The 26933-nt window shown below is 28.8% G+C and carries 28 protein-coding genes, 1 tRNA gene and 1 pseudogene; 17 read left to right on the top strand and 13 right to left on the bottom strand.

What is annotated here, in order from left to right; genetic code table 11:
• Positions 1-36: 36 nt before the first annotated feature.
• From pyk to AVBRAN9333_RS01350, 5 genes are read right to left on the bottom strand one after another with little or no spacing between them, the layout of a single operon-like run.
• A complete protein-coding gene (pyk, locus tag AVBRAN9333_RS01370) occupies positions 37-1476 on the bottom strand; it encodes a pyruvate kinase (RefSeq protein WP_336609295.1) in 1440 nt (479 codons plus the stop codon).
• A gap of 1 nt (position 1477) precedes the next feature.
• Complete coding sequence (locus tag AVBRAN9333_RS01365) at positions 1478-2824, bottom strand: FAD-dependent oxidoreductase (protein WP_214150335.1); 1347 nt, start codon at positions 2822-2824, stop codon at positions 1478-1480.
• A 43-nt stretch (positions 2825-2867) separates the two neighbouring features.
• Positions 2868-3479 (bottom strand): type III pantothenate kinase, encoded by a 612-nt coding sequence (locus AVBRAN9333_RS01360; protein ID WP_214116219.1) that lies wholly within the window; start codon positions 3477-3479, stop codon positions 2868-2870.
• The gene (locus tag AVBRAN9333_RS01355) at positions 3476-4396 is read right to left on the bottom strand and encodes a hypothetical protein (protein ID WP_336609294.1); all 921 of its coding nucleotides are present in this window, start codon (positions 4394-4396) and stop codon (positions 3476-3478) included. Before AVBRAN9333_RS01355 ends, AVBRAN9333_RS01360 begins: the two co-directional genes overlap by 4 nt.
• Positions 4393-4902: a hypothetical protein gene (locus AVBRAN9333_RS01350; protein ID WP_214116215.1), complete on the bottom strand. Its 510-nt coding sequence runs from the start codon at positions 4900-4902 to the stop codon at positions 4393-4395. Before AVBRAN9333_RS01350 ends, AVBRAN9333_RS01355 begins: the two co-directional genes overlap by 4 nt.
• A 132-nt stretch (positions 4903-5034) precedes the next feature.
• On the opposite strand from AVBRAN9333_RS01350, the gene gatC reads away from it, so the two are divergent.
• The 10 genes from gatC to AVBRAN9333_RS01300 are packed head-to-tail and all read left to right on the top strand — an operon-like array spanning position 5035 to position 12672.
• A complete protein-coding gene (gene gatC, locus AVBRAN9333_RS01345) occupies positions 5035-5313 on the top strand; it encodes an Asp-tRNA(Asn)/Glu-tRNA(Gln) amidotransferase subunit GatC (protein ID WP_214116213.1) in 279 nt (92 codons plus the stop codon).
• A 54-nt stretch (positions 5314-5367) separates the two neighbouring features.
• Positions 5368-6414, top strand: coding sequence for a type IV pilus twitching motility protein PilT (locus AVBRAN9333_RS01340; RefSeq protein ID WP_275592004.1), 1047 nt, complete (start codon positions 5368-5370; stop codon positions 6412-6414).
• Positions 6411-6968, top strand: coding sequence for a CvpA family protein (locus AVBRAN9333_RS01335; RefSeq protein WP_214116211.1), 558 nt, complete (start codon positions 6411-6413; stop codon positions 6966-6968). The genes AVBRAN9333_RS01340 and AVBRAN9333_RS01335 overlap by 4 nt, the downstream gene beginning before the upstream one ends.
• A gap of 11 nt (positions 6969-6979) precedes the next feature.
• On the top strand, positions 6980-7429 hold the full coding sequence (locus tag AVBRAN9333_RS01330; protein WP_214116209.1) for a Fur family transcriptional regulator: 450 nt from the start codon (positions 6980-6982) through the stop codon (positions 7427-7429).
• A gap of 24 nt (positions 7430-7453) precedes the next feature.
• The gene (gene lysS, locus AVBRAN9333_RS01325) at positions 7454-8938 is read left to right on the top strand and encodes a lysine--tRNA ligase (protein WP_214149933.1); all 1485 of its coding nucleotides are present in this window, start codon (positions 7454-7456) and stop codon (positions 8936-8938) included.
• 57 nt (positions 8939-8995) lie between these two features.
• On the top strand, positions 8996-10231 hold the full coding sequence (gene glyA, locus AVBRAN9333_RS01320; protein ID WP_336607952.1) for a serine hydroxymethyltransferase: 1236 nt from the start codon (positions 8996-8998) through the stop codon (positions 10229-10231).
• Positions 10225-10770, top strand: coding sequence for a DUF1882 domain-containing protein (locus tag AVBRAN9333_RS01315; protein WP_214116202.1), 546 nt, complete (start codon positions 10225-10227; stop codon positions 10768-10770). The genes glyA and AVBRAN9333_RS01315 overlap by 7 nt, the downstream gene beginning before the upstream one ends.
• A 10-nt stretch (positions 10771-10780) precedes the next feature.
• Entirely contained in the window at positions 10781-11575 is a 795-nt protein-coding gene (locus AVBRAN9333_RS01310) for an SPOR domain-containing protein (RefSeq protein ID WP_214149936.1), read from the top strand.
• Entirely contained in the window at positions 11565-12326 is a 762-nt protein-coding gene (locus AVBRAN9333_RS01305) for a shikimate dehydrogenase (protein WP_214149948.1), read from the top strand. Before AVBRAN9333_RS01310 ends, AVBRAN9333_RS01305 begins: the two co-directional genes overlap by 11 nt.
• Positions 12301-12672, top strand: a complete 372-nt coding sequence (locus tag AVBRAN9333_RS01300) for a YraN family protein (RefSeq protein ID WP_214119971.1) — start codon at positions 12301-12303, stop codon at positions 12670-12672. Before AVBRAN9333_RS01305 ends, AVBRAN9333_RS01300 begins: the two co-directional genes overlap by 26 nt.
• Before the next feature lie 28 nt (positions 12673-12700).
• Here the strand turns inward: AVBRAN9333_RS01300 and AVBRAN9333_RS01295 are convergent, their stop codons facing one another.
• Positions 12701-13474: an exonuclease domain-containing protein gene (locus tag AVBRAN9333_RS01295; protein WP_214119975.1), complete on the bottom strand. Its 774-nt coding sequence runs from the start codon at positions 13472-13474 to the stop codon at positions 12701-12703.
• A 66-nt stretch (positions 13475-13540) separates the two neighbouring features.
• Complete coding sequence (locus AVBRAN9333_RS01290; protein ID WP_214116195.1) at positions 13541-13945, bottom strand: acyl-CoA thioesterase; 405 nt, start codon at positions 13943-13945, stop codon at positions 13541-13543.
• 198 nt (positions 13946-14143) lie between these two features.
• Between AVBRAN9333_RS01290 and AVBRAN9333_RS01285 the strand changes: the two genes are divergently transcribed.
• The 3 genes from AVBRAN9333_RS01285 to AVBRAN9333_RS01275 all read left to right on the top strand — a co-directional run bounded on the left by AVBRAN9333_RS01285 (position 14144) and on the right by AVBRAN9333_RS01275 (position 17034).
• Positions 14144-14218 (top strand) — tRNA-Glu (locus tag AVBRAN9333_RS01285).
• Between the two features lie 92 nt (positions 14219-14310).
• Positions 14311-15513: a uracil-xanthine permease family protein gene (locus tag AVBRAN9333_RS01280; protein WP_336609293.1), complete on the top strand. Its 1203-nt coding sequence runs from the start codon at positions 14311-14313 to the stop codon at positions 15511-15513.
• A gap of 165 nt (positions 15514-15678) precedes the next feature.
• Positions 15679-17034, top strand: a complete 1356-nt coding sequence (locus AVBRAN9333_RS01275; RefSeq protein WP_336609292.1) for a CitMHS family transporter — start codon at positions 15679-15681, stop codon at positions 17032-17034.
• A 20-nt stretch (positions 17035-17054) separates the two neighbouring features.
• Here AVBRAN9333_RS01275 and AVBRAN9333_RS01270 read toward each other — a convergent pair whose 3' ends face one another.
• The 5 genes from AVBRAN9333_RS01270 to AVBRAN9333_RS01250 all read right to left on the bottom strand — a co-directional run bounded on the left by AVBRAN9333_RS01270 (position 17055) and on the right by AVBRAN9333_RS01250 (position 21752).
• Positions 17055-17867 carry an HpcH/HpaI aldolase/citrate lyase family protein gene (locus tag AVBRAN9333_RS01270; RefSeq protein ID WP_336609291.1) on the bottom strand — a complete coding sequence of 271 codons (813 nt, stop codon included), beginning with the start codon at positions 17865-17867 and terminating at the stop codon, positions 17055-17057.
• Positions 17857-19050, bottom strand: a complete 1194-nt coding sequence (locus tag AVBRAN9333_RS01265) for a CaiB/BaiF CoA transferase family protein (protein ID WP_214116188.1) — start codon at positions 19048-19050, stop codon at positions 17857-17859. Before AVBRAN9333_RS01265 ends, AVBRAN9333_RS01270 begins: the two co-directional genes overlap by 11 nt.
• 10 nt (positions 19051-19060) lie before the next feature.
• Positions 19061-19891: a hypothetical protein gene (locus AVBRAN9333_RS01260; RefSeq protein ID WP_214116185.1), complete on the bottom strand. Its 831-nt coding sequence runs from the start codon at positions 19889-19891 to the stop codon at positions 19061-19063.
• A gap of 18 nt (positions 19892-19909) precedes the next feature.
• Positions 19910-21199, bottom strand: a complete 1290-nt coding sequence (locus AVBRAN9333_RS01255) for an SLC13 family permease (RefSeq protein ID WP_214116450.1) — start codon at positions 21197-21199, stop codon at positions 19910-19912.
• Positions 21200-21443: 244 nt separating this feature from the next.
• Positions 21444-21752 (bottom strand): SEL1-like repeat protein, encoded by a 309-nt coding sequence (locus AVBRAN9333_RS01250; RefSeq protein WP_214116183.1) that lies wholly within the window; start codon positions 21750-21752, stop codon positions 21444-21446.
• Positions 21753-21846: 94 nt separating this feature from the next.
• Here AVBRAN9333_RS01250 and glyQ point away from each other — a divergent pair, with 94 nt between their 5' ends.
• From glyQ to AVBRAN9333_RS09515, 4 genes and pseudogenes are all read left to right on the top strand, one after another.
• Positions 21847-22698 (top strand): glycine--tRNA ligase subunit alpha, encoded by an 852-nt coding sequence (gene glyQ / locus AVBRAN9333_RS01245; RefSeq protein WP_214116180.1) that lies wholly within the window; start codon positions 21847-21849, stop codon positions 22696-22698.
• Positions 22699-22902: 204 nt separating this feature from the next.
• Positions 22903-24333, top strand: coding sequence for an acetyl-CoA carboxylase subunit A (locus AVBRAN9333_RS01240; protein ID WP_214119965.1), 1431 nt, complete (start codon positions 22903-22905; stop codon positions 24331-24333).
• Between the two features lie 11 nt (positions 24334-24344).
• Positions 24345-25827 (top strand): annotated as a pseudogene (locus AVBRAN9333_RS01235) (biotin attachment protein); the annotation flags it as partial.
• Positions 25828-25955: 128 nt separating this feature from the next.
• On the top strand, positions 25956-26147 hold the full coding sequence (locus AVBRAN9333_RS09515) for an acetyl-CoA carboxylase biotin carboxyl carrier protein subunit (protein WP_442862219.1): 192 nt from the start codon (positions 25956-25958) through the stop codon (positions 26145-26147).
• A gap of 49 nt (positions 26148-26196) precedes the next feature.
• Here AVBRAN9333_RS09515 and ruvC read toward each other — a convergent pair whose 3' ends face one another.
• The gene (gene ruvC, locus AVBRAN9333_RS01230) at positions 26197-26670 is read right to left on the bottom strand and encodes a crossover junction endodeoxyribonuclease RuvC (protein ID WP_214116175.1); all 474 of its coding nucleotides are present in this window, start codon (positions 26668-26670) and stop codon (positions 26197-26199) included.
• Between the last annotated feature and the right edge of the window lie 263 nt (positions 26671-26933).

Raw genomic sequence — 26933 nt, 5'->3', positions numbered from 1 at the left:
AAAATAAGCAAAAGCCTATTTTAAATTCCTTTTTTTCTACAAGTTTAAATAATACTCTATTTGTTCTTTTCCAAGAACTCTGATTAAATTCGTGCTACCTGTTTCTCCTACAGGATAACCTGCTGTGATAACATAATTTTTACTTTTATCCATAATGCCTTTTTTTACCCCTACTCTTACACAATTTTGTAAAAGTTCGTGCAAACTACCTGCCTTATCAACCACATAAGCTTCACTAAGACCCCAACAAATACTAAGGCTTTTTAGTGTTTTATCACAATGGCTCATTGTTATTATCTTTGTATCAGGTCTATATCTTGCCATTTTTTTAACACTTGCACCACTACTTGTAAGACAAATCAATGCGTCTGCATTAATATCTTTTGCAAGTTGCACAGCTGATGCTGCGATGGTATCTGTCATATCTTTTTTATCATGATTAAAATTGCAATATGGATAGATTTTCTCTACTTCGCTAATCGTTGCAGCCATAATGCTAACGGCATTTACAGGGTCAATCCCAACTGCACTTTCTTCGCTAAGCATAACAGCATCAGTTCCATCTAACACAGCATTTGCAACATCGCTTATCTCTGCTCTAGTTGCACTTTTGTTATTTGCTAAAGAAAATAGCATTTGAGTTGCAGTAATTACTGGCTTACCTATTTCATTAGCTTTTTTAATTATTGATTTTTGTATGCTTGGAACCTTATAAAAAGGAACTTCTATTCCTAAATCCCCACGAGCAACCATTATCCCATCGCTTACATTAAGAATTTCATCTATATTCTCAACAGCGTCAAATTTTTCAATCTTTGCAAAAACAGCAGTTTTATTTCCGTTTTCGGCTAATATTTGCTTAGCATTTTTGATATCATAAGCGTTTTGAACAAAAGATATTGCCATATAATCAACATCATTTTTAACACCCCACAATAAATCATCTTTATCTTTTTTAGTAATTACTTCTATATTGATTTTTGTGTTAGGGAAATTTATACCTTTATTTGACGCTAATTTTCCATCGTTTTGAACTTGGCATTTTAAATAATCTTGATTTACATCTTCAACTATTACTTTAATAGAACCATCGCATAAATATATAGCTTCGCTAACTCTTACTGCACCTAGAATTTCATTATAATTTGTGCTTACTTCATAGTGATTTTGTGCTTTTTGATTAGCCTTTATTGTATGTCTATAAATATCTAATCTATCGCCTTTTTTTAATAAAAATGGCTCGGGAAGTTCTAATACCCTAATCTTTGGCCCTGAAATATCTTGTAATACTCCGATATTTTCGCCTAATTCTTCAGCTATTTTTCTTACCTTATCTAAATTCGCTTTATGATATTCATGAGAGCCGTGAGAAAAATTTAAACGAAATACATTAACACCTGCTTTTATCATTTCTCTTATACATTCTTCGCTATCGCTTGCAGGCCCTAAAGTTGCTATTATTTTTGTTTTTTTCATTTTATCCCCTTAGTTCTTTATTGAATAGTTCTTCGTTAAATTCAAGTTTTAAATAATCAACCACCATTCTTAAATCTCTTAAAGCATTTCCCATACAACTAGTCGCACCTGGACTTGGGGTCATATTAAAGATTATTCCTTGATTTTGTGGCACTATACTAGCTTCGCCTAGCATTAATTTCTTTTCAGTTTTGTTTAGCACTTGTGGGCGAACTCCACCAAAACCTTTTGCGTAAGTTATATCATCAGTTGTAAGACTTGGGACGATTTTTCTAGCGTCTTTTACGAAAAGATTTTTATTAAGATATGGCACTTCAAATAAGAAATTTCTTAAAATATAATTTCTAATAGTGCTATCTTTCATTAAATCAAGCAATATTTTAATAGTAGTTCCATCAAGGCGTAAAGTTGTAAAAAATTCAGGCAAACTCTTAAGCCCGTGATAACGCTCAAGCTTAGGTAATACTAAAGCAGTCGGACCAAAACGAGTATTCATATCACATAAAATATCAGGGTCGCCGTGTAATGCTGCAAAAGGTAATTTTGGATTTTGAACCATATAAACTTTACCATTTAATAAATGCTTTTTAGTTAGATAAAAGCTACCTGCAACAGGCAAACAGGCGTAATCAAGACCATAACCCATCTTATGTGCTAAAAACAATGAATGAGCACCTGCATTTACCACTACGAAATTCGCACTAAATTCAGTCTTGTTAGCACTAATTAAATAAAAAACATCGCCTTTTTTATAAATATTTACAATTTCTTCATTAAAAAACATTTGATTTTCTTGATTAGCTTTCATTGCTTCTTCAGCTAAACTCTCGCTCATTTTGCCAAAATCAACCGTTGTATAACAATCCCCTGCTAATGCACCCATTGCAAATATTTCTTCAGGTCTATCACCACCACCTAAAGCTTCTACTACTTTTGGCTCTATTCTTTTTATTTCTGCTTTATCAAACTTTCTAATATAAGGATAAATATCTTTAAATTCTTCATATCTTTTTTGCATAAAAGCACATTCTTCTTCACCAACAGCTAAAGCCATTTTTTGATGAGAAAACATAAACTTCTCTTCTGCTTTTACTAATTTTGCGTAATTTACAATCATATCAGCGTTAGGTTTTACTTTTGAAGCTTTTTCATAAGTATAATTTGTTTCTATATCTCCGCTATGAATTGTTTGAGAATTGCTAGTGCCTTTAGAATTGAGAGTGCTTAATGCGTGATATTTTTCTATTAATGCCACTTTTTTTACATTTGTATATTTGCTAAGCTCATAAAACAAAGCCGCTCCACTAATTCCACCACCAACTACTATAACATCAAAATGTTGTGCCATACTCCATCCTTTTTGTAATTTTTTTAATGATAATTTTATTTATTTATAAATTCAAGTCTTTAATTAATTTTTGCATTCCTTGAAATACTAAATTTTTTTCATTTATTGCGTTTTTAAAAAACTGACTTAAAAAGCTTGCGTCTCCACCAGTTAGATAAATTATCTCATCATTGGCAAAATCATTAATACTATTTACAACACTTGAAATTATCCCGTAGCTAATAGCGTCTTTTGTGGAATTTGGTAACGAATTTAAATCAATAGATGTATTTAATTCATAATCTAATCTACAAGAAATATTCTTATAAGCATTAAGATATGATTGAATACCTGGCAAAATAAATCCGCCTAAATGTTTACCGCCACTCATTTTATCAATTGTAATTGCACTACCAGCATCTACAATAATGCCAGAATCAATGCAATAACAAGAAGCAATTCTATCAACACCCAAACCAACATAAGAAGTATTAAGACTAAAATAAGGTTCAAGATTAATATAGTTATTAGGTAGTGTAGAAAAATTAGAATTTACACTTATATAAAATACTTTTTCTTTAAAAGAGTTTGGGATAAAGTCTTTTAACTCTATCCTTTTTGCATGTTCTTCTTTATAAACACAAGCTGTTGTGTTTCCAATATCAATTAAAGTCATTTCAATTCATAGCTTTTGTTATTATAAAATAAAATATTATCCTTAAAATAAGCACCTGAATCTATTTTAGAATCTAAATTATAAACAGCTAATTCGTTTAATTTATCATCTAATTTTATCAAGTATCCATTATGCTCTAAAGCATAAATAAAGTTATTATAAACATAAACATCACTATAGTTTGCATATTTAAATTTAATTTTTGTAATTTCATTTAATAAATAATCAAATTTATAAATTACGCCTTCATTTGATAAAATATAAATATAATTATCTTTTTCTAAAGCCTTTTTAATATTGATTAGTTTAGTATATGTTTTATTATCAATTATTGTAAATACCTTACTAGAACTTGCTGCGATTAATTTTTCACTATCAGCTTTTAAAAATACAACATTATTAAAAAATTCTTGAGTTCCTACATTTATACTTCTTATAAAAGTATTGGTATTGTTATTGATAACGATTAATTTGCCATCTAAGCTAGGAATTATTATCACATTGTTATTGAAACTAGGATTTGCTAATTTTTTCACCACTCCATTTGCTTGTCCGTAGTTTTCACTAAATAAATATTTTTGTTCTAACAAATCAAATATTATTATATTATTCAAAGCATCAACCATTACAGCTTTATTGCCTTCTGTTGCGATACTTACAATTTTTGCATCAAATTTCTTATCAAAAATTACTTCTTTATCTTTTAAGATTTTTAAAAATCCTAAATCATTAGATAAATATAAGATATTATCTTGTTTGTTAATGATTTCATAGCCTTTAAAATTCTTCAAGATATTATCATTTTTCGTTTTAATTGTTGTAAGCTTTTGAGTATTTTCTGGCTTATAGTATTGTTTTGAACCTGAACAAGCCGCTAAAAATACTAAAGATAAAGCTATTAAAGAATATTTTTTCATTGGTTACCTTGATAATGTTTTAAATTATTAGCAATTCTTAAAAATACAGAATTTGCACTTATTGAATTAAGTTTTACTTCAGCTTCTTTAATTTTATTATCTTTTAACAACGCATAAGCTTCTTGTATTGTTTTTAAATCTGTTAAGAAAAAATCTGATTTAAATTCTCTAGCTTTATAAATTTCTAACAATAATTTATCCTCATTACTAGGATTAAATTGTAATAATTCATCTAAATATTTTTCATCTAAAAGCACTGCTAAATATAAATTAGGATTTAAAGATTTTAATTGATTTAATTTATCATTATTTTTAGTAATTAATAGCTCATTATATAAAGCATTTGCTTCTTCTTTTGTTTTTTGTTTTATAGAATCATTAATAGATGTTATAACAAAATAAGCAACAATTACGATTATCAAAAATATAAAAAGAAATTTGTATTTTCTAATAAATCTTTCAACTTTAATGCCAAATTCTTCTACGCTATATGAATTTTCTTTCAAATTAAATTCCTTAAAAATTAATAAAATTAAAGCTGAAATTGTAACAATTTTTCGTAAATCTTGATAAATTTAGTGCTATATTAAATTTTTATTATATAATCAGATGAAATTTTATTAAAGCAAGGTGAACTTATGGTAGTCAATGAAAAGCTATTAGAAAGATTAGAAAAATTATCATCAATTAGGTTAAATGATAATGTAAGAAAAGAACTAATTGCTGATTTTGATGATATTTTAAAATTCGTAGATAATTTAAATGAAATTGATACTAATAATTTAAAAATCAATAATTTAAATTATACTCCACTAAGAGAAGATATACCACAAAAATCAGAAGTTATTGAAGATATTTTAAAAAATGCACCATCTACAAATGGACATTTTTTCTCTGTACCTAAAATCATAGAATAAGGAAAATAAATGGAAGAAAATATTCAAACTCAAGATAGCGTTAATACCATTCAAATGAATGGAATTTTAACATTTATGAAAGAAAATGATGCGAGTGATTTGCACTTTATTCCTGGTAGAAAACCACTTTTAAGAATTCACGGAACTTTGAATGATTTGGAATTTGCTGTTTTAAATTCTGAAATTATTAAAGCTTCTTGTTATAGCATTTTATCAGACGCACAAAAAGCAACCTTAGAAGAAGAAAGAGAACTAGACTTCGCTTATGCAGTTGAAGGAGTAGGGCGTTTTAGGGCAAACTATTACTATGTTGAAGAAGGAAAACTTGCAGCTGCATTTCGTCTAATTCCTGAAAATATCCCTAGTTTAGATGATTTAAAAGCACCACCAATTTTTAAAGAATTAATCAAAAAAGAAAAAGGACTAATTCTTGTAACAGGTCCAACAGGTTCTGGTAAATCAACAACTCTAGCAGCAATGTTAAATGAAATCAACGCAACAGAAAGTAAGCATATTTTAACCATAGAACACCCAGTTGAATTTATGCATAAAAACAAAAAATCAGTATTTTCTTACAGAAACGTTGATATAGATACTAAAAGCTTTCAAACAGCTTTAAAATATGCTTTAAGACAAGACCCTGATATTATCTTAATCGGTGAGATGAGAGATAGAGAAACAATAGCAGCAGCAATTACAGCAGCTGAAACAGGTCACTTAGTATTTGGAACCCTACACACAAACTCAGCTATGCAAACAATCAACCGTATCGTAGATAGCTTTAGTGGTGGAGAGCAAGACCAAATTAGAAATATGTTATCGTTTTCATTACAAGCAGTTATAGCACAAAGCTTAATACCTAAAAAAGGTGGTGGTCGTTTAGCAATTCATGAAATTATGATTAATAATATGGCTATTGCAAACCTTATTCGTGAAAACAAAAACCATCAAATATATTCACAAATGCAGTTAAATCAACAAGGCACAGGTATGAAAACCCAAACACAAAGCTTAGTTGAAGCGGTTCGCTCTGGTTTAATCACTCGTGAGCTTGCTTTAAGATATAGCACTCAATATAATGAGCTAGTGAATTTGATATGAATAGCGGCTTAATACTAGATTGTGTAATAATTGGCGTAACGCTAATTTTAGGTATTGGTGGAATTATTTCAGGACTTATTAAAGAAGGTTTTGGATTAGCTGGTATTTTAGTAGGCGTATATGTAAGCACTAGCAATTCAGAAAAAGTAGGGGCATTAATTAATCAATATGTTTATAAAAGCGATAATGAGCTTTTATTAAACCTATGTGGTTTTGTTATAACTTTAGTTATAGTTTGGGGAATTTTTCTTATTTTAGGAAGAATAATATCAAAACTAGTAGCCTTAAGCGGACTTGGAATAATTGATAAAATTATGGGATTTATATTTTGCGCTGGAAAAATATTTATAATTTTTTCTATAATTGCATCTTGTATAAATGCCTTACCTATAATAAATAGTAAAGTAAACCAATTTTTTGCAAATAGTATGATGTATCCTGTCTTAATTCAAACAGGTGGAGCAATCGCTAATATACAAGCGATTCAAAATACTATAAATACAAAAAAAGAAAATTTATTAAATAATGAATTAAAAGAAGAAAATTCAAAATAAAAGGAGAAAACATGGAAAATATGGAATACGATGTATTATTAGAAGAATTTAAAAAAATTCTAAAAACAAGTGGATTAAAATACACAAAACAAAGAGAAAGTTTATTAAAATTACTTTATAACAATGACGAACACTGCACTCCAGATGAACTTTATGAAGCATTAAAAGAAATGGATCCTAATCAAAACATAGGTATCGCAACAATTTATAGAACTTTAAATCTTTTAGAAGAATCAGGAATGGTAACTTCAATTTCTTTTGGAACTGCAGGTAAAAAATTTGAGCTTGCAAACAAGCCACACCACGACCATATGATTTGTAAATCTTGTAATAAAATTATAGAATTTCAAGATGATATAGTAGAGCAAAGACAATTAAAAATTGCAAAAGAACATGGTTTTAAACTATCAAGCCATTTAATGCAATTATATGGAACTTGCAAAGAATGTCAAAAAAAATAATTTAATATAAAGAAAGGTAAAAATATGTTTGAAAACCCACTAGAACAGCAAAAAATTAGTAAAGCTAACGAGCTAAGGTCTTTAGGTATTAATCCTTATTCTCATTTTGTAACAAAACCGATGAGTATAAAAGAATTTAAAGATAAATATGATTTCATAAATGAACTTGAAGAAAAAAAAGCAGAAGAAATCTGTGAATTAATCGGTAGAATTAAATTTATGCGTGATGGTGGGAAAGCCGTTTTTGCGAACATTGAAGACTTTAGTGGCTCAATTCAGATTTATTTTAATAAAAGCACAATTGATGAAACTTGGTTTGATAATATCAAAAAACTCATAGAAGTAGGCGATATTATCAAAGTTCGTGGTTATGCTTTCGTAACAAAAAAAGGCGAATTTAGTATTCATGTAGATAAATTAGATTTAGTTACTAAAAGTATTTGCGTATTACCTGAAAAATTTCACGGCTTAGTGGATATGGAAAGCCGCTATAGACAAAGATATCTTGATATGATTATGAATGCTGAAATTAGACAAGATTTTGTTAATAGAAGTAAGATTGTTTCATTTGTTAGAAGATATTTTGAAAATCTAGGATTTTTAGAAGTTGAAACTCCTATGATGCACGAAATTGCAGGCGGAGCTAACGCAAGACCATTCATTACTCATCATAATACTTTAGGTGTTGATAGATTTTTAAGAATTGCACCTGAACTTCACTTAAAACGCTTAATAGTTGGTGGTTTTGAAGCTGTATTTGAATTAAATCGTTGCTTTAGAAACGAAGGAATGGATCTTACTCACAATCCTGAATTTAGCACGATTGAGTTTTATTGGGCTTATCATAATTATAAGGATTTAATGAATTTAACTGAAGATTTATTAAGCAAATTAATAGCTCACTTAGGACTTAGCACTACTATTACATACGATGATAAGCAAATAGATTTTAGCACTCCATTTGCAAAAATTCCATATAAAGATGCCTTAGTTCAAATAGGTGGTATTGATGCTGCTATAGTAAATGATAAAGCTGCAATTTTAAAGAAATTAAAGGCTGATGGATTTGAAGCAAATGAAAAATTAGATTTAGGACATTTACAAGCAGAATTATTTGATAATTATGTAGAAGATAAACTTATAAATCCTACATTTATTACGGATTTTCCAGTATCAATTAGTCCATTAAGTAGAAGAAGTGATGAAAATCCTGAAATAGCTGAGAGATTTGAATTGTTTATAGCTGGAAAAGAACTAGCAAATGGATTTAACGAATTAAATGACCCACTTGATCAATACGAAAGATTTTTGGCTCAAGTAGAAGCTAAAAAAGCTGGAAATGACGAAGCATGCGAAATGGATGAAGATTTCGTAAATGCGTTAGGGTTTGGTATGGCACCAACTGCAGGTGAGGGCATAGGAATTGATAGACTTGTTATGATGCTAACTAACAAAAAATCAATCAAAGATGTAATATTATTCCCTGCTATGCGTCCTAAAAAGGATTGATAATTTCAATTTGTGAATGATTACTAGCGAGAATTTATATAAAAAAAAGGGGTTAAGATGATATTTGATACAGAAATTAATGAAATTATAAAAGAAGAATTTAAAAGACAAAATGAGAATTTAGAAATGATTGCTAGTGAGAATTTCACTTTTCCTGAAGTTATGATGGCTACAGGTAGTATTCTTACAAATAAATACGCAGAAGGCTATCCATCAAAAAGATATTATGGTGGTTGTGAAATCGTTGATAAAGCAGAAGTTTTAGCAATTGAGCGTTGTAAAAAATTATTTAATTGTAATTACGCAAATGTTCAACCCCATTCAGGCTCACAAGCAAATCAAGGTGCATACGCAGCATTATTAAATCCAGGAGATATTATTTTAGGAATGGATTTAAGTGCAGGCGGGCATTTAACTCACGGCTCAAAGGTAAATGCAAGTGGCAAAGTATATACTAGCTATAGCTACGGAGTGGATGAAAATGGTTATTTAAATTATGATGAAATTGAAAAAATTGCCCTAGAAGTAAAACCAAAATTAATAGTTTGTGGTGCTAGTGCTTATGCTAGAATAATTGATTTTGAAAGATTTCGTAAAATTGCTGATAAAGTAGGAGCATTTTTATTAGCTGATATTGCACATATTGCCGGTCTTGTAGTAGCTAATCTTCACCCAAGCCCATTTCCACACGCTCACATAGTAACTTCAACAACTCATAAAACTCTAAGAGGGCCAAGAGGTGGGATAATAATGACTAATGATGAAGAACTTGCAAAAAAAATAAATTCAGCAATCTTTCCTAACCTTCAAGGTGGTCCATTAATGCATATTATTGCAGCAAAAGCAGTTGGATTTAAATATAATCTTGATGAAAGTTGGAAAACATACGCTAATCAAGTTATAAAAAATTGCAAGGTATTAGCCGATGAATTGCTAAAAGAAGGATTTAAATTAGTAAGTGGTGGAACTGACAATCACTTATTGTTAATGGATTTTAGTGATTGTGAATTTAGCGGAAAAGATGCTCAAATAGCATTAGAAAAAGCAGGTATTACAGCTAATAAAAATAGCGTTCCTAACGAAAAGCGTTCTCCTTTTATTACAAGTGGATTAAGACTTGGCACTGCTGCACTTAGTGCTCGTGGTATGAAAGAAGAAGAAATGAAAATAATAGCACAGACAATAAGCCTAGTGCTAAAGAATTTAAATAACGATGAAATTATAAAAAAAGCAAAAGAAACTACGCTAAAATTAAGCGAAAATTTCCCATTATATAAGGACTTAAAATGTTAACAAGCAATGAATTAGCCTTAATTAAAATGATTAATTCACATTATTTTATAAAAAGAGATACTATAGTAAGCAAAATTGAGCATAAAGGTAGAACTTTTTTTAATAAGTATGAAAGAGTTAATGAGTTTTTATCTCCAAGCTTAATAAGAGAACATTCAGAAGGTAAAATAACAATAGCTCACAATTTAATAAATGCACAAGATAAAGTAGAAAATATAGTATTTGACTACAATGGTTTTAATACTGAAAAATTTTGGCATAGAGCTCAATTATTATTAAGAGAAGAAGGTTTCATTAATTTCACAGCTTATAAAAGCAAAACGCCAGGTCATCTTCATTTATATATTCACAAAGGTCATACTGCATTTGCCGAAGGTTGTGGATTAGCTAATAAACTAAGTGCAATGTTGGCTCAAAAAATGCCCGTTGAATGGAGAGTATTTCCAACACTTGATATGCCTAAGGAATACAATATTTTAGCATTACCTTATGAAATTTATCAAAAAGAGCGTGGGGCATCTTGGTCAAAACATATGTAAAGGATTGAAAATGCAAGAACACAATAAATTTGAAGATTTAGTTTTAGAAAGTAACAACAAAAAGAATAAACAAAAACAAATGTTATTTAAGATAATTATAGGCATAATAGTTTTTCTAATTGCCTTAATTATATATAAATTAATAAGCAATGGAGATAGTCAAAAAAGCCCATTACCACCGATAGAACCTAATGCTACATTTGAACAAAAAGCTCAAGATAATGAAGTTTTTGAGAATTTAAAAAGTGAAAATGATGGTTTTAGTGATGATTTTACATCTTTAGAAGAAAGATTAAAAAAAGAAAATAATATAGTAGAACCAGAACCTAAAAAATCTCAAGAAGTTCAAAATGTTGTAAAAGAATTAGCAAAAGCAAATCAACAACCTACACCAGCACTTGAAACTCCTAAAGAAGAAGTAAAACCTGCTGTAGTTGAAGAGAAAAAGCCTGTGGTTGTAGAAGAGAAAAAGCAAACTACTCAAACAACAAAACAAGAAAACTCAGTATTTGATACATTAAATGTTAAAAAGCCAGTTGCTCAACAAGAAAAACCAGCAAATAAAGCACCTACTACAAGTGATAATGGAAGCTATATTCAAGTATATGCAGGTAAAAATATTGACCTAAAATCACACGAAATTAAAAAACTAGATACGCTAGGATTACAATATAAAGTAGTTACTGATAATAAAGGTATGAGTAGAGTAATTGTAGGACCTTATTCAAATTCTGATAAAGCAAATGCCTTAAAATTTGTAAGAGATAATGTGAAAAAAGACGCATTTTATTATCATGCAAAATAATATTTACGGAGTGATAGGAAATCCTATCGCTCACTCAAAATCTCCTATAATTCATAATCTATGGTATGAAAGATTAAATATAAATGCTAATTATGAGAAAATTTTAGTAGAAAATCCAAATGATTTAAAAAACACAATTTTAAAATATAAAGGTGTTAATGTAACTTTACCTTATAAAGAAGAAGTTGCAATACTAGCAAATTATAAAGATGAAGGCGTTATAAACACAAAAGCGGCAAATACTATAATAAATGATAATGGAATTTTAAAAGCTTATAATACTGATATATTTGGGTTTTATGAACCTATAAAAAATTACAAAATAAACAATGCCTTAATAATAGGAGCTGGTGGGGCTGCTAGGGCTGTTTATTATTCTTTAGCAAAAAATAATATAAAAACCAAAGTAATTAATAGAAGTAAAAAAGATGATTTTTTATGCGAAGTTCATACGGCATTAGATGAATTTGAATTTGATTTAATTATAAACTCAACAAGCGCAAGTTTAAAAAATCTACTACCTTTAGAAGAAAATCTTTTAGAAAAACTAGCAAAAAATACAAAAATTGCTTATGATTTAGCATATAATCACGATATATTTTTAGATTTTTGTAAGTTAAAAAATCCAAATATTATTACTCAAGATGGACTTGATATGCTTATTTTTCAAGCAGCCCTTGCTTTTGAATACTTTTGTGGAATTTATCCTAACGAAGATTTAATAAATGAAGCAAGAGAACTTATTAAATAAGAGTATAAAAGGACTAAAGTCATATATTTTTGGCTATGAAAACGAACAAAAAGCTAAAAAATACTTAGAAAAAAATAATTTTAAAATAATTAAAACAAATTATAAAACCAAATTTGGAGAAATTGACATAATCGCTTTAAAGGATAAAACCTTGCATTTTATTGAAGTAAAATCAAGCAAAAATTATGAAAGCGAATATTATTTAACACCAAAAAAATTAGAAAGAATTATAAAATCTATTTATATTTTTAATCAACATTATGAAGATTATAATAATTTAAATTATTGCATAGATTTAATAGCAATAAACGATAATAACATTAATTATATAGAAAATATAACATAGAAAAAATGATAATTTGAGATTTAAATTCTCAAATTAATCCTAAAAATTTCTTGATAGAATATTTTAAATCTTCATCATCTAAATTATTCATAGCCCACAATAAATATCCATTATCAACAGCTCTAACCTCATCAAAACTTTTGCCCTTGTATTTACCAAAGCTAAATTTAGTGCTAATTAATGGGGCTTTTGTAATTTCGTGCAATTCTTCATAGTTTTTATGCTTTAATAATTCATCTAATAATAATTTCATAACCAAAACATCACCTATTGCATCATGAGCTTTTATAATTATTCCTAATTTTTGTGCTTCTTCTTGTTCAATTTTATAAAGCCCTAAAAAATATCTTAAATATTGCAATCTGTGATGATTAAAGTCAGGAAAAATAGCCTTAGCGCACTTATAAGTATCAATTAATTTAAAATTATTTTGAAAGCCTTCTTTTTCTAACATTCCTAAATCAAACTTAATATTATGAGCTATTAAGTAATTTTCGTTTGAATTAAGCTCATTTAGCATTTTTGAAAATTTCGTTTCACTAAATTTTGGCTTATTAATAAGCATTTCAGGGGTTATATTATGAACTTCCATAGCTTCAAAAGAAATCTTTACTTCACTACTGCATAATTCATCAAATACTAAAACTTTTCTCTCTTGTATATTGTCAAAAATATTTTCAGCATATTCTATTTCATTAAATTCATATTTTTCACTATCAATTACCAAAGCACCTACTTGAATAATCCTATCTAATTCTGTATTTCCTGTAGTTTCTGTATCAAATAAAACATATTTCATAATTATCCTTAAAAGTTTTTTTTAATTCTAACAAGTAAGTTTAAAAAGTAGGTTGAATAAAAGGGATTATTAAAATCCCTTGTAGCGTTTTAAATTCTCATCAATTTTGATTTTTTCTCCATTTTCATCAACATTTACATAAGTTAAAAGTGCACTTGTAACAGGCACACAAACTCCATATAATTTAGGAGTGCAGCGTTCAGCGATAACTTCTACTTGAACTTGTATTGATGTGCTTCCAACTTTTACAATATCAGCATAAAAGCTCACAATGTCTCCAACATAAACAGGTTTTTTAAAGGTCATTTGTTCAACTGCGATAGTAACTACTCTACCATTTGCTATTTCTTTAGCTGCAACTGCACCAGCTAAATCTATTTGACTCATTATCCAACCACCAAAAATATTGCCTGCAGGATTTGTATCTTTTGGCATAGCAACTAATCTAAGCCTTGCTTCTTTTAATTCTTTCATATATTCTCCTTATAAAAAAATGTAAATATTAAACATAAAAGATTAAAATTATCGTTTTTAAATTGAAAATTTTCATCAAAATTACAATTTTTTACAAAAATTTTAAAAAAATTGAAAAAATTTTTATAATTTAAGAAAACTTTAAGAATTTTCACATATAATAACGGCTTTTACATCACAAGAAAAAACTTCTTGAAAGGCCCATTCGTCTAGCGGTTAGGACATCGCCCTTTCACGGCGGTAACACGAGTTCGAGTCTCGTATGGGTCACCAATCCTCCTTTATGTTTATTTAATTTAATGAAAAAAATCCTTTTTTACCTTACCCCTGTGAGATAATAACTCAAAATAAAAAAGGATTTTTTTATGATTAAAGACGCGATATCTGGACTTCAGATTTTATTCGTAGCCTTTGGTGCAATGGTATTAGTTCCTTTACTTACCGGACTAAATCCTGCAATGGCTCTTTTAGGTGCTGGGTGCGGAACGATTATTTTTCAAATCATTACGAAATTTAAAGTTCCTATATATCTTGGCTCATCATTTGCATTCATAACCCCTATAATTTATTCTATGAAAGAATGGGGAATTAATTCAACTATGTTTGCCTTATTTTGCACAGGATTTGTTTATTTTATCTTTGCTGCAATTATCAAAACAAAAGGCGAGAGTTTTATTAGCAAACTTTTTCCCGCAGTTGTAATTGGCCCTGTAATCATCGTAATAGGTCTTAGCGTTGCTGTAAGTGCAGCTGGAATGGCTATGGGTATGAGTGGTTCAACTCAAGTAATTGATAAAGATATAGCTTTAATGCTTTCTACTTTTTCATTCTTAATTACTATTGTAATTGCTATTTTTGGCTCAAAAATGTTTAAATTAGTTCCTATTTTAATAGGTGCTATTTGTGGATATATTTTAGCCTTTATTTTAGGCTATGTTGATACTAGTGCAATTAAAGCTGCACCTTGGTTTGCAATCCCGCATTTTGAAACACCTAGCATTAATTTTAGTGCAGCAATTTTTATGATACCTGTTGCAATTGCTCCTGTAATTGAGCATATTGGTGCAGTTATGGCAATAGGTGCAGTAACTAAAAAAGATTACACAAAAGACCCAGGTCTTCATAGAACTTTAAGTGGAGATGGTGTTGGAGTTTGTGTTGCAGGTTTAATAGGTGGTCCTCCAGTTACTACTTATTCAGAAGTTACAGGTGCAATAATGATTACAAAAAACGCACAAGTAAAAATTATGACTTGGGCTGCAATATTTGCAATATTACTTGCATTTGTGGGTAAATTTAATGCTATTTTACAATCAATTCCATTGCCTGTAATGGGTGGAGTTATGATACTTTTATTTGGAACAATTGCTAGTCTTGGGATTAAAACCTTAGTTGATGCTAAAATAGATTTAACTAATAATAAAAACCTAGTAATTATTAGCTCTACTTTGATTGTAGGTGTTGGTGGTCTTAGTGCTAGTTTTGGAAGCGTTTCGTTTTCAGGAGTTGGACTTAGTGCCTTACTTGCAATTATTCTAAATCTAATCTTACCTAATAAACAAGATTAATTATTAATTCAAATTCTTTTTAGAATTTGAATTATTATTTTTTAATTTTTTCTTAAATTCTAAAATTTGTTACGAAACTTAACACTTTTTAAAAAAATTATCCATTTTCAATTATTTCAAATTGTAACTTTGTTAAAATCTAACATTTTTTTATGGAGGTTAAAAATGGATTTATTTTTATCACTTACAGGCTTTATTGGGCTTGGATTTATCGTATGGCTACTCTTAAAAGATAAAACCACTCCTGCGATAGCATTTATTTTAGTTAGCTTTGTAGTTGCTGCAATGCTTATGATAATGGATTATTGTGGGTTAGAAGTCGGAAAAGCTTTAGGGGTTAAAGGAGATGTTTTAAACTTTAAAGCAATGAAAGGTTTTATAAAAGATGGTGTAAACACCGTTAGCGATACAGCAGCTTTATTTGTATTTTCTATTCTTTTTTTTAGTGTGCTTAGTGCTAGTGGATTTTTTAATAAAATTATTAATTTCTTACTTAGCAAAGTTACACCAAATGTATTTGTAATCACAATTCTTACTTCACTTATGGCAATGTTTGTTCATCTTGATGGTAGTGGAGCAGCTACATTTTTAATAGTTATTCCGGCTATGCTTCCAATTTATGAAAGACTTGGAATGAGAAAATCATCACTTTTATTAATTTGTGCTAGTGCAATGGGTGTTATGAATGTTCTTCCTTGGGGAGGTCCAACTCTAAGAGCTGCAACGGTTATTGAAGCTGACGCGAATGATTTATGGCATCAATTAATCCCTATGCAAGTTTTAGGTCTTGTTTTAGCACTAGCTTTAGCTATTTTTATCGGTTATCAAGAAAAAAGGCGTGGTGCTGGTGGTAATCTTGAAGGAATTAAACTTGAAATTGAAAAAAGCGAATTTCAAAACGATAAATTTTTCTTAGTAAATGTATTTTTACTAATAGCTGTTATTGCTGCTTTAGTAATTAATGTATTACCTTCTTATGTTTGCTTTATGATAGGTTTTGCAATTGCGTTGCCACTAAATTATCCTAATTTAAAAATAGCTAAAAAAGTTGTAGATAAAGCAAGTAGTGGAGCAATAATGATGTATATTACTTTAATTGGTGCAGGAATTTTAATTGGTGTATTTGATAAAAGTGGAATTATGAATAAAATGGGAGCTTCAATTCTAACTCTTGTGCCTAATGAATATGGTAATTTAATTCCTTTAGTAGTAGGCTTGCTTGCTGTTCCTATGGCATTAATCTTTTGCACGGATTCTTATTTTTATGGCGTTATGCCTGTGGTTTTAAGCGTTACAAATGCTTTTGGAATTGACCCAATGAATCTTGCTATTATTATGGTTTTAGCTAGAAATTGTGCTACATTTATAAGCCCTGTTGTTCCTGCTACATTACTTGGATGTGGTCTTGCTGATGTATCTATAAAAGAACATATTAAACGCTCATTCTTTTATATTTGGGCAATTAGTATTATTTGCTTGATTTTTGGATATATTGCAGGAATAATCCCACACTTATTTTAATATCTCTCCTAAGAGAGATATTAGATATTTGCTAGTATATTTTGAGCTTTCTTAATTACTGGCAAATCTATCATATTGCCTTTATAATTAAATACAATATCATCAGTATTTTTTGCCAATTCTACTATTTCTTTAGCCCATAGAATTTGTTCTTTAGTAGGACTAAATACTTGATTGATTATTGGAATTTGATTTGGATGAATGCTTAAAGACCCGCCAAAACCCATAGAAGATACAAATTCTAATTCATATTTTAAACCAATTTCATCTTTAATATCAGGATATACTCCATTAATTGGTGGTAATAATTTATATTTTGCACTTTTTATCACTATTTGATTTCTTATGTGATTTAATAAATTTTCTCTTCCACTGCCTTCTTTTAATCCTAATTCTAAAGAAATATCTAAAGCACCAAAACTTAATAATTTAATTAATTTTGAACTTGCAATATCATCTAAATTATCAACGCCCAAAGCACTTTCAATAATTGGAATTATTATTAAATCTTTAAAATTTTTAAATAATTCAAATTCTTTTGAGCTCTCACTCTTAGGCAATACAATTGCATATAATTTTTTCATTTTATTTAATTCATCTAATAATTTCATATCATCATTAAAATATTCACTCTTAGTATCATTAATTCTTATAAAAAAATTAGCATCTGTATTATTTGCAAATTCTAAAATATTAGCCCTGCCTTTATCTTTTTGATTAGGGCTAATTGAATCTTCTAAATCAATAATAATATAATCAGCTCCACTATTTAAAGCCTTATTAAATCTATCATTTTTAATTGATGGAACAAACAAAAAACTCTTAGTTTTCATCTCTTACCTTTATTATATTTTTTGATTGTAGTTGAGAAATCTCATCTTTAAATCCAAATTCTTTTAAGATTTTATGAGTATGTTCTCCTAACGCTGGGATTTTATCCATTCTAGGCTCATAATTATTATTTGTAGCCGGTGGCAATAATGCTGGGATTTTACCTACTTCAGTATCAACTTCTCTCCATCTATTTCTACTTTTTAATTGAGAGTGATTCCACACATCTTTTAATTCATTTACATTACCATTTGCAATTTTTGCTTTTTCTAATCTATCCACAACATCTTTTGCTGTTAGATTTTTAAATTTATTTTCTATTATTTCTTTAATCTTTTGTGCGTTTTTTGTTCTTAATGTATTGTTTTTAAATTCTTCATCATTAATTAAGCTTTCATCTTCTAATACAATCTTACAAAAATTACTCCATTCTCTTTCATTTTGAAGACCAAACATAACAACATTACCATCACCAGCCTTATAAGGACCATAAGGAGTAATACTAGCGTGAAAAGCACCTTTTTTAATAGGCGGATTAGCACCCTTATAAGTATAATATATTGGATACCCCATCCATTCAGCCATACATTCTAACATTGATATTTCTATTCTTGAGCCTTTATTTGTTTTCTCAAGATATAAAAGAGCTTGTAAAATCCCACTATAAGCATACATTCCAGCAGATATATCAGCTATACTAATTGGCACTTTTACACACTCATCGCCAGTTCCTGTTATAGATACTAAGCCACTTTCTGATTGAATTAATAAATCATAAGCTTTTTTGTGTTCGTATTCTCCACCTTCTCCATAGCCAGAAATATCACAAACAATCATTTTTGGATTATATTTAATTAAATTTTCATAATCTAATCCTAATCTTTTTGCAGCCCCAAATGCTAGATTTTGAACGAAAATATCCACCTTAGGTAAAATTGATTTTATTATTTTCATACCTTCTTCGGTTTTTAAATCAATAGCTAAACTCTCCTTGCTTCTATTAGTCCATACAAAATGACTTGCAAGTCCATCTACTCTAGTATCATATCCTCTTGCCAAATCCCCTACATCAGGGCGTTCTATCTTAATAACTCTAGCACCTAAATCAGCTAATTGTCTAGTGCAAAATGGTGCTGCTATTGCTTGTTCTATACTTAATACTAATTTTCCTTCTAATGGCAACATTTTTTCTCCTTTATTTATAATTTATAATGCCTTGATGAGCTATAAAGCCATCTTTATTTATCCACACATTTGCTTCGTTTTCACTAATTATTTTTGACTCAACGCAAAAACTACTAGGAGTGCAAACTGCGTGTAATCCTCTATAACTATATTTTGTGATTTTTTTATCTTTATAATTTTTTGCAAAACAACTAATCATCTTAGTAGCTAATAAAGGTCCGTGAATTACTAAACCACTATATCCTTCAACCATAGTAGCGTAAGGATAATCATAATGAATTTTATGCCCATTAAAAGTAAGTGCTGAATATCTAAATAATAAAGTAGAATCAGGGCAAAAACTTTCAGAAAAATCAGCTTCGCTTACAGGTTTATTGCTAGTTAATTTTGGTGGAGTTGGCTCTTTATAAACTATATCTTGTTCTTCAATAATTTTTAAATCTTCATCTTGATAATATTTATGTTCTAAAGTAACAAAAATTAATTTTCCTGTATTTCCAATTTTTTCTTGAATATCTTTTATAGTAGTAATTTTAGTAGCGATTTTGCCTATAATCAACGCTGAATTAAAAGTAAATCTACCACCAGCCCACATACGATTAACATTTCCAAAACTAGGTAAAAAACTATCATCGCTTCCACCTAATTTAGGGTGTCCGTCTTTGCCTAATTTATCTTTACTTAAAGCCTTATTAAAAAAGCACCATTGCCATAAATAAGGTAATTCATCACCTAATTTTAAATCTTTATAATCAAGTGTTGCGACTATTTTTTCAACTTGAGTAAGACTTATTTCTTCTTTTATAATTTCTTGTTTGCCTATATAATTTTTAAATTCCATAATTTTCCCTTTCATAAATTAATTAATAACACCTAAAAACAATAACAAAAACCCAAATAACACAAGCAAAATAGGTAATATTAATAACCTAATAAATAAATATTTTCTTTCTTGCTCATCTTGTGTCCCTGCTAAAACCAATGCTCCACCTGATGAAAAACTTGAATACCCCGTAAATGTTGCAAATGTTGCGATAATAGAAAATGCCAAAGATGGCTCTAATACGCTAAGACTTGGAACAATAGGAAAAAATGTCGGCATTACAACGCCCATACTAGAAGCAAATGCACTCATTGAAGAAGATAAAACGCCTAATAAATAATATATCCAGCTACTATCATTGCCACCTTGAGCACTTAAAAAATTGCTTATTATTTGCATAGCACCAGTAGATTTTCCAAGTGCTATTAGCATAGTTAATGCACCAATCATAAAAATTAAATTCCAAGGTATATTTTTAAAAGCTTGTGTTTCATCTCCTATCTTAAATACAATAGCTAAAATAATTCCTAAGAATGAAACAAAAGTAGGATTAAAAAATATAGTCATTTTACTCATCAATAAATTTTCAGGTTGAAAAGATAAATAAATTGATGGAACCATAACCAAAGAAAATACAAATGTAACTATTAAAATCGTTTTAATTTGTATAGAATTTAGTTTTTCAGGTTTATCAATATTTGATGAATATACAACCTTATACCCCTTTAATAACACATATCCTAAAATAAAAATTAAAGTATGTGCTATAAACATATTTTTTCCAAGATTTAATTGCATAATTGCTGATTGTTCAGGTGTAAAACCTAAATTCTCAATTAGATTATAAGTAACCCTACCACCTAAAGTAAAAGGATTAAATCCCCCAGCACAAGAACCTGAATAAATTATAATAGCAGCTAAAATTTTATTCATTTTAATCTTATTAGCTATGTATAAAACTAATGGGCTCATAAAGGCAAATCCAGCATAATGTCCTGGTCCAATACCAACAAAAATTACAACAACAATATATAAAACTATAGGAATACTCCAAGGATAGTTTCTTACCCCATAAACTGCTTTTGAAGCTAGATTATTTAAAGTTCCATTATTTATGACAAAGCCATAAAAATAAGTAATAGAAACTAAGATAAAAAATAAATCAAGCCCCCATAATTTTACAATTTCACTAGGTTTTAAGCCATAAATATAAGCAGCAATAAAGCATAAAACAATTGCAAAAATACCAATATTTGCTTTAAATAAATAGCCTAAAACTATTGACAATAATAAAAAAAATAAAATGATTAAGTTAATTTGTTCAATCATAAATCCTCCTTGCTTAAATACTATAAGAAAAGAAAATCATTAAGATTAATATAAGAATAAAATATAATAAAAATAAAAATAATTGTTACAATTTTACACAATTAATAATAATTTTTATCCTTTAATATATTTTCTTAAAAAATTATAATTATTTTATTAATTTGATATTTTGATTTTTTATTTAATTGAAAGAATTTATTTAAAAGAATTTAAAACTAACTCGTTTTAAATTCTTAAAAGGTTATTTTTTTAATTCGTTAGCTTTATCGCAACCAATTGCTAAACCAAAAGAACAAGCTAATTGATAGTAATAACCTGCTGCTTGAATGTTTTGAGAAGTTGAAGTGCCTTGTAATAAAACATTTGCAATATTTAAACAAGAGCTTGCATTTTTGTTAGTAATGCAGTTAGTTTGCTCGTCTTTTAAGCTAGGATTTAAAGCAGTTTGTAAAGCAAGATTCATTAAATTGCTTTTTACAACTTCATTTTCTTGACTAACACAAGCACTAAAAACAAATAAAGAACTTGTAATTAAAATTAATTTTTTCATATAATCTCCTTAAAAAATCGCTAATTATATGCAAAATAACATAAATTTATATTAATTTTGTATGATAAATAAAATTTATTTTAAAGGCTTTTAAATGACATTTTCAGAAATTATTTTAAACTTACAAAAGTATTGGTGCGAGCAAGGTTGTGCTTTAATTCAGCCTTATGATTTTCCTGCAGGTGCAGGGACTTTTCATCCACAAACATTCTTAAAATCACTTGGAACAAAACCACATAATGTTTGTTATGTTGCTCCATCTCGCCGTCCAACTGATGGAAGATACGGAGAAAATCCAAATCGTTTAGGTGCTTATTATCAATTTCAAGTATTAATGAAACCAAGTCCAGCGAATATTCAAGATTTATATTTAAATAGCTTAAAAGTTTTAGGAATTGATTTAAATAAACACGATGTAAGATTTATAGAAGATAACTGGGAAAGCCCATCTTTAGGAGCTTGGGGGCTTGGCTGGGAAGTATGGCTTGATGGAATGGAAGTTACTCAATTTACTTATTTTCAACAAGTTGGTGGATTTTCTTGTGATTTAATTAGTGCAGAGATTACTTACGGACTTGAACGCTTGGCAATGTATATTCAAGATATTGATAATGTTTATGATATTAATTGGGGCGGTGGGCTAACTTATGCTGATGTTCATAAGCAAGGTGAGTTTGAATACTCTAAGTTTAATTTTGAATTAGCAAATGCTTCAAGACTTAAAGAAATGTTTGATATTTCATATAATGAAGCAAGAAGTGTGCTTGATAGTGGTTACTCACTACCTGCGTATGATTATTGTCTAATGTGTGCGCATTTATTTAATACCCTTGATGCTAGGGGTGCAATTAGCGTTACTCAAAGACAAGATTTTATGCTAAAAATAAGAGAACTTAGCAAAGATTGTGCTAGTGTGTATTTAAAAAGCCAAGAGAATTTAAAATAAATTATAATTTGCTTATTTTGGTTTATATTGATTTTTCAATATAAACCAAGTAAAAATATTAAAATCAAATTCCATAAACTAAAAAATTGAATATTTAATTTTGTTACTTTTAGTAACAAATAAATGGTTAAAACAAAAGCAAACTCATCTTTTTCAATCTAAAATATTAAAATAAAATCACTATTTAAAATTAGGAGTTTAAAGGTGATTAGTAAGGTTTTAATAGCAAATAGGGGAGAAATTGCTGTTCGTATCATAAGAGCTTGTAGGGATTTACATATTCAAAGTGTAGCTATCTATACAAAGCCTGATGAAAATTGTCTGCATGTAAAAATCGCAAGTGAAGCAAAATGTATAGGTGAAGATGCCATTAAGGGCTATTTAGACGCAAAAATAATAATCCAAACTGCAAAAGAATGTGGTGCTGATGCAATCCATCCTGGATATGGGTTTTTAAGTGAAAATTATGAATTCGCAAAAATGGTAGAAGATGCAGGATTAATTTTCGTTGGACCAAAATCTCAAGTTATTAAAAATATGGGAAATAAAAATATAGCAAGAGAATTAATGCAAAAAAACGGCATTCCAGTAGTTCCAGGAACAAAAGTATTAAATGAATGCAAAGAAGAAGAAATAAAAGAATTTGCCAAAAAAATTGGCTATCCTGTAATATTAAAAGCTAGTGGAGGTGGAGGTGGTCGTGGGATTAAAGAAGTCTGGAATGAAGATGAATTAATACCTGCATTTAATACTTGCAAAAGAGAAGCTAAAGCATATTTTAATAATGATGATGTCTTTATGGAAAAACTCATAGAAAATCCACGCCACATAGAATTTCAAATATTAGGCGATAATTATGGCAATATAATTCATTTATGCGAAAGAGATTGTTCTATTCAAAGACGCCATCAAAAAATAATAGAAATCGCACCTTGTCCATCAATAAGCGAACATTTAAGAAAAAGTATGGGAGCTACTGCAGTAGCAGCTGCAAAAGCGGCTGGATATACTAATGCAGGAACGGTTGAATTTTTGTTAGATGATTACAATAGATTTTATTTTATGGAGATGAATACTAGAATACAAGTTGAACACGGCGTTACAGAAGAGATAACAGGGGTTGATTTAATAGTAAGGCAATTAAGATATGCAGCAGGACAAATTCAAGAATTAGAACAAAGTGATATTAAATCAAATGGTTTTGCTATTGAAGCTAGAATTACTGCAGAAGATGCTAATAAGAATTTCATACCAACACCAGGAATGGTTACAGAATATTATCCTGCTTTAGGACCTTCAGTTAGGGTTGATAGCCATCTTTATAAAGGTTATAAAATCCCGCCATTTTACGATTCTTTAGTCGCAAAATTAGTTGTAAAAGCGTCTAGTTATGATTTAGCGGTAAATAAATTAGAAAGAGCTTTAGAAGAATTTACAATAGAAGGCGTAAAAACAACAATTTCATTTTTAAAAACTATTGCAAAAAGTAAAGAATTTAGAAAAGGTATTTTTGATACGAGTTATATAAAAACAAATTTAGAAAAAATTCTAAGCAATATTGATGATAAAAATAAAAAAGATAAAGATGAAATAATCGCTTCAATTTGTGCGGCATTAAAAGATAAATTAAATTAAAGGAGAGAAAAATGGCTAAAAAATATATAGATATTATGGATACAAGTTTTCGTGATGGCTTTCAATCAGTTTATGGAGCTAGAGTTTTAATGAATGATTTTTTCCCAGCATTACAAGCTGCAAAAGAAGCTGGGATAAGGCATTTTGAATTTGGTGGCGGGGCAAGATTTCAAAGCCTTTATTTTTATACAAACGAAGACGCATTTACTATGATGGATAAATTCCGTGAAATTGTAGGAGATGGTATTAATCTTCAAACCCTTGCTCGTGGAGTAAATACCGTTACACTTGATACTGGTAGTCGTGAAATAATAGATTTACACGCAAAATTATTCGCAAAACACGGAACTACTACGATTAGAAATTTTGACGCTTTAAATGATGTTGAGAATTTAAAATATAGTGGCGAAAGAATAGTGCATTATGGTTTAAAACACGAAATTGTAATAACTATGATGGATTTACCAATAGGTTGCAAAGGCGCTCACGATACTAAGTTTTATGAAAAAACCTTAAAAGAAATTTTAAAAGCTAATATCCCATTTTATAGCATTTGTTTTAAAGACGCATCAGGGACAAGTAATCCACAAAAAGTATATGAAACAATAAAAATGGCTAGAAAAATTTTACCTGCAAATACTCACATTAGACTTCATACTCACGAAAGTGCAGGTGTTAGTGTAGCTTGTTATTTAGCAGCACTTGAAGCTGGTGTTGATGGAATTGACCTTGCAGCAGCTCCTGTTAGTGGTGGAACAAGTCAGCCTGATATTCTTACAATGTTACACGCTGTAAAAGGTAAAAATTATGATTTAGGTGGGCTTGAAGTTGAAAAAATCTTAAAATATGAAGAAGTATTTAAAGATTGTATGAAAGATTATTTTATGCCACCTGAAGCTATACAAGTTAGTCCATTAATACCGATTTCACCTATGCCAGGTGGAGCATTAACAGCGAATACTCAAATGATGAGAGATAATAATGTATTAGATAAATTCCCTGATACTATAAAAGCGATGAGCGAAGTGGTAAAAAAAGGTGGCTTTGGAACTAGTGTAACTCCTGTTAGTCAATTTTATTTCCAACAAGCATTTAATAATGTAATGTTTGGCGAATGGAAAAAAATCGCAGAAGGCTATGGCAAAATGGTTTTAGGCTATTTTGGAAAAACCCCTGTAGCACCAGATCCAAAAATAGTAAAACTTGCAAGCGAACAATTAAATCTAAAACCAACAAAAGAAAAAGCAATAGATTTAGCCGACCTTGATGAGACAAAATCACTTAAATACATTGAAAAAATACTTAAAAAAGAAGGTATTTTAGTAACTGATGAAAATCTATTCATAGTTGCAGCTTGTAAAGAAAAAGGATTAGCATTTTTAAAAGGTGAAGCAAAAGTCAATGTTAGAAAAATTTCTCAAAATACTAAATCAAATTCTAACAATCTTTATTCAGTGCAAGTCAATGATAAAACCTATGATGTAGAAATTGAAAAAGATAAAATTTTAGTAAATGGCAATAGCTACGAAGTAAAAGTAAAAGAAAAAGAAAATACTTCAAAAATTATTGAAAAACAAGAAATTTCACAATCAATAGCTAATGATAAAAGCATTTTAGCCTCAATGTCAGGAAATGTGTTTAAAGTGCTTGTAAAAGCAGGAGATAAAGTAAAAGCAGGGCAAGAATTATTTATTCTTGAAGCTATGAAAATGGAAGTTCCAATTGAAGCAACGAGTGATGGAATAATAGATAAAATACTTGTAAAACAAGGAGATAATGTAGAAGCTATGCAAATTTTAGCTAGTTTAAAATAAATTTTAGAATCTGTTTTGACAGATTCTAATATATCTTTAAGTTAATATTTTAAGTATTTTTTATATAAAAACTATGAGTTAATGCAACCGCCATTGCGTCGGTTATATCAAGTGGTTTTATTTCTTTATTGATTTTTAAAAGCTTTTTAACCATAAAAGCTACTTGTTCTTTCTCTGCTTTTGCTTTGCCTGTGATTGTTTTTTTAACTTGTAAAGCTGTATATTCACTAAAATTCCCATAAGTTTGTAAGATTTTAAGCAGCATTGCTCCACGAAATTGTGCGAGTTTTAAAACGCTTTGCGGATTATAAGCAAAAAATATATTTTCAACTGCCACACTAGCATTTGGAACTTTTTTAAAAATCATTTCTAAAGCTTCGTTTAATTCTAAAATATTATCTATTAATTCTTTACTCTTAAATCTTATTAAACCTGCTTCTAAAAGAGTATTTGTGCTGCCATTTTTTTCTAAAAGGCAATATCCACAAAATCTAGTTCCTGGGTCAAATCCTAAAATTTTCATATGTGAAATCCTTGTGAAATTTAAAATTATTTTTTTATGAAATACTTATTATTACGATAAATTTCTTAATGAAATAGAATTTCACATAAACTGATTTTTATAGAATTTCACGAAAATTTATAAGAATTTTAAAAATTACAATAAAAATTCATAAAAAAATTTCACTAAATTAAAGAATTTTTTAAAGAGCTTGTGAAATTTATGATGAAATATTGTAAATTGTTTGTATATTTTTGGTATATTTTTTCACTATTAAAAGCATT

The organism is Campylobacter sp. RM9333 (assembly GCF_020137705.1).
Lineage (GTDB): Bacteria > Campylobacterota > Campylobacteria > Campylobacterales > Campylobacteraceae > Campylobacter_E.
The sequence above is the reverse complement of the archived record's forward strand: the minus strand, read 5'-3'. Positions and strand labels throughout refer to the sequence as shown.

Coding starts and splice junctions, on each gene's coding strand:
- AVBRAN9333_RS01270 (WP_336609291.1), bottom strand. CDS start 17,867: ATGAAAACTAAGAGTTTTTTGTTTGTTCCATCAATTAAAAATGATAGA.
- AVBRAN9333_RS01300 (WP_214119971.1), top strand. CDS start 12,301: ATGAAGCAAGAGAACTTATTAAATAAGAGTATAAAAGGACTAAAGTCA.
- AVBRAN9333_RS01260 (WP_214116185.1), bottom strand. CDS start 19,891: ATGGAATTTAAAAATTATATAGGCAAACAAGAAATTATAAAAGAAGAA.
- glyQ (WP_214116180.1), top strand. CDS start 21,847: ATGACATTTTCAGAAATTATTTTAAACTTACAAAAGTATTGGTGCGAG.
- AVBRAN9333_RS01310 (WP_214149936.1), top strand. CDS start 10,781: ATGCAAGAACACAATAAATTTGAAGATTTAGTTTTAGAAAGTAACAAC.
- AVBRAN9333_RS09515 (WP_442862219.1), top strand. CDS start 25,956: ATGTCAGGAAATGTGTTTAAAGTGCTTGTAAAAGCAGGAGATAAAGTA.
- ruvC (WP_214116175.1), bottom strand. CDS start 26,670: ATGAAAATTTTAGGATTTGACCCAGGAACTAGATTTTGTGGATATTGC.
- AVBRAN9333_RS01330 (WP_214116209.1), top strand. CDS start 6,980: ATGGAAAATATGGAATACGATGTATTATTAGAAGAATTTAAAAAAATT.
- lysS (WP_214149933.1), top strand. CDS start 7,454: ATGTTTGAAAACCCACTAGAACAGCAAAAAATTAGTAAAGCTAACGAG.
- pyk (WP_336609295.1), bottom strand. CDS start 1,476: ATGAAAAAAACAAAAATAATAGCAACTTTAGGGCCTGCAAGCGATAGC.
- gatC (WP_214116213.1), top strand. CDS start 5,035: ATGGTAGTCAATGAAAAGCTATTAGAAAGATTAGAAAAATTATCATCA.
- AVBRAN9333_RS01305 (WP_214149948.1), top strand. CDS start 11,565: ATGCAAAATAATATTTACGGAGTGATAGGAAATCCTATCGCTCACTCA.
- AVBRAN9333_RS01365 (WP_214150335.1), bottom strand. CDS start 2,824: ATGGCACAACATTTTGATGTTATAGTAGTTGGTGGTGGAATTAGTGGA.
- AVBRAN9333_RS01335 (WP_214116211.1), top strand. CDS start 6,411: ATGAATAGCGGCTTAATACTAGATTGTGTAATAATTGGCGTAACGCTA.
- AVBRAN9333_RS01315 (WP_214116202.1), top strand. CDS start 10,225: ATGTTAACAAGCAATGAATTAGCCTTAATTAAAATGATTAATTCACAT.
- AVBRAN9333_RS01250 (WP_214116183.1), bottom strand. CDS start 21,752: ATGAAAAAATTAATTTTAATTACAAGTTCTTTATTTGTTTTTAGTGCT.
- AVBRAN9333_RS01340 (WP_275592004.1), top strand. CDS start 5,368: ATGAATGGAATTTTAACATTTATGAAAGAAAATGATGCGAGTGATTTG.
- AVBRAN9333_RS01360 (WP_214116219.1), bottom strand. CDS start 3,479: ATGACTTTAATTGATATTGGAAACACAACAGCTTGTGTTTATAAAGAA.
- AVBRAN9333_RS01275 (WP_336609292.1), top strand. CDS start 15,679: ATGGATTTATTTTTATCACTTACAGGCTTTATTGGGCTTGGATTTATC.
- glyA (WP_336607952.1), top strand. CDS start 8,996: ATGATATTTGATACAGAAATTAATGAAATTATAAAAGAAGAATTTAAA.
- AVBRAN9333_RS01290 (WP_214116195.1), bottom strand. CDS start 13,945: ATGAAAGAATTAAAAGAAGCAAGGCTTAGATTAGTTGCTATGCCAAAA.
- AVBRAN9333_RS01280 (WP_336609293.1), top strand. CDS start 14,311: ATGATTAAAGACGCGATATCTGGACTTCAGATTTTATTCGTAGCCTTT.
- AVBRAN9333_RS01355 (WP_336609294.1), bottom strand. CDS start 4,396: ATGAAAAAATATTCTTTAATAGCTTTATCTTTAGTATTTTTAGCGGCT.
- AVBRAN9333_RS01265 (WP_214116188.1), bottom strand. CDS start 19,050: ATGTTGCCATTAGAAGGAAAATTAGTATTAAGTATAGAACAAGCAATA.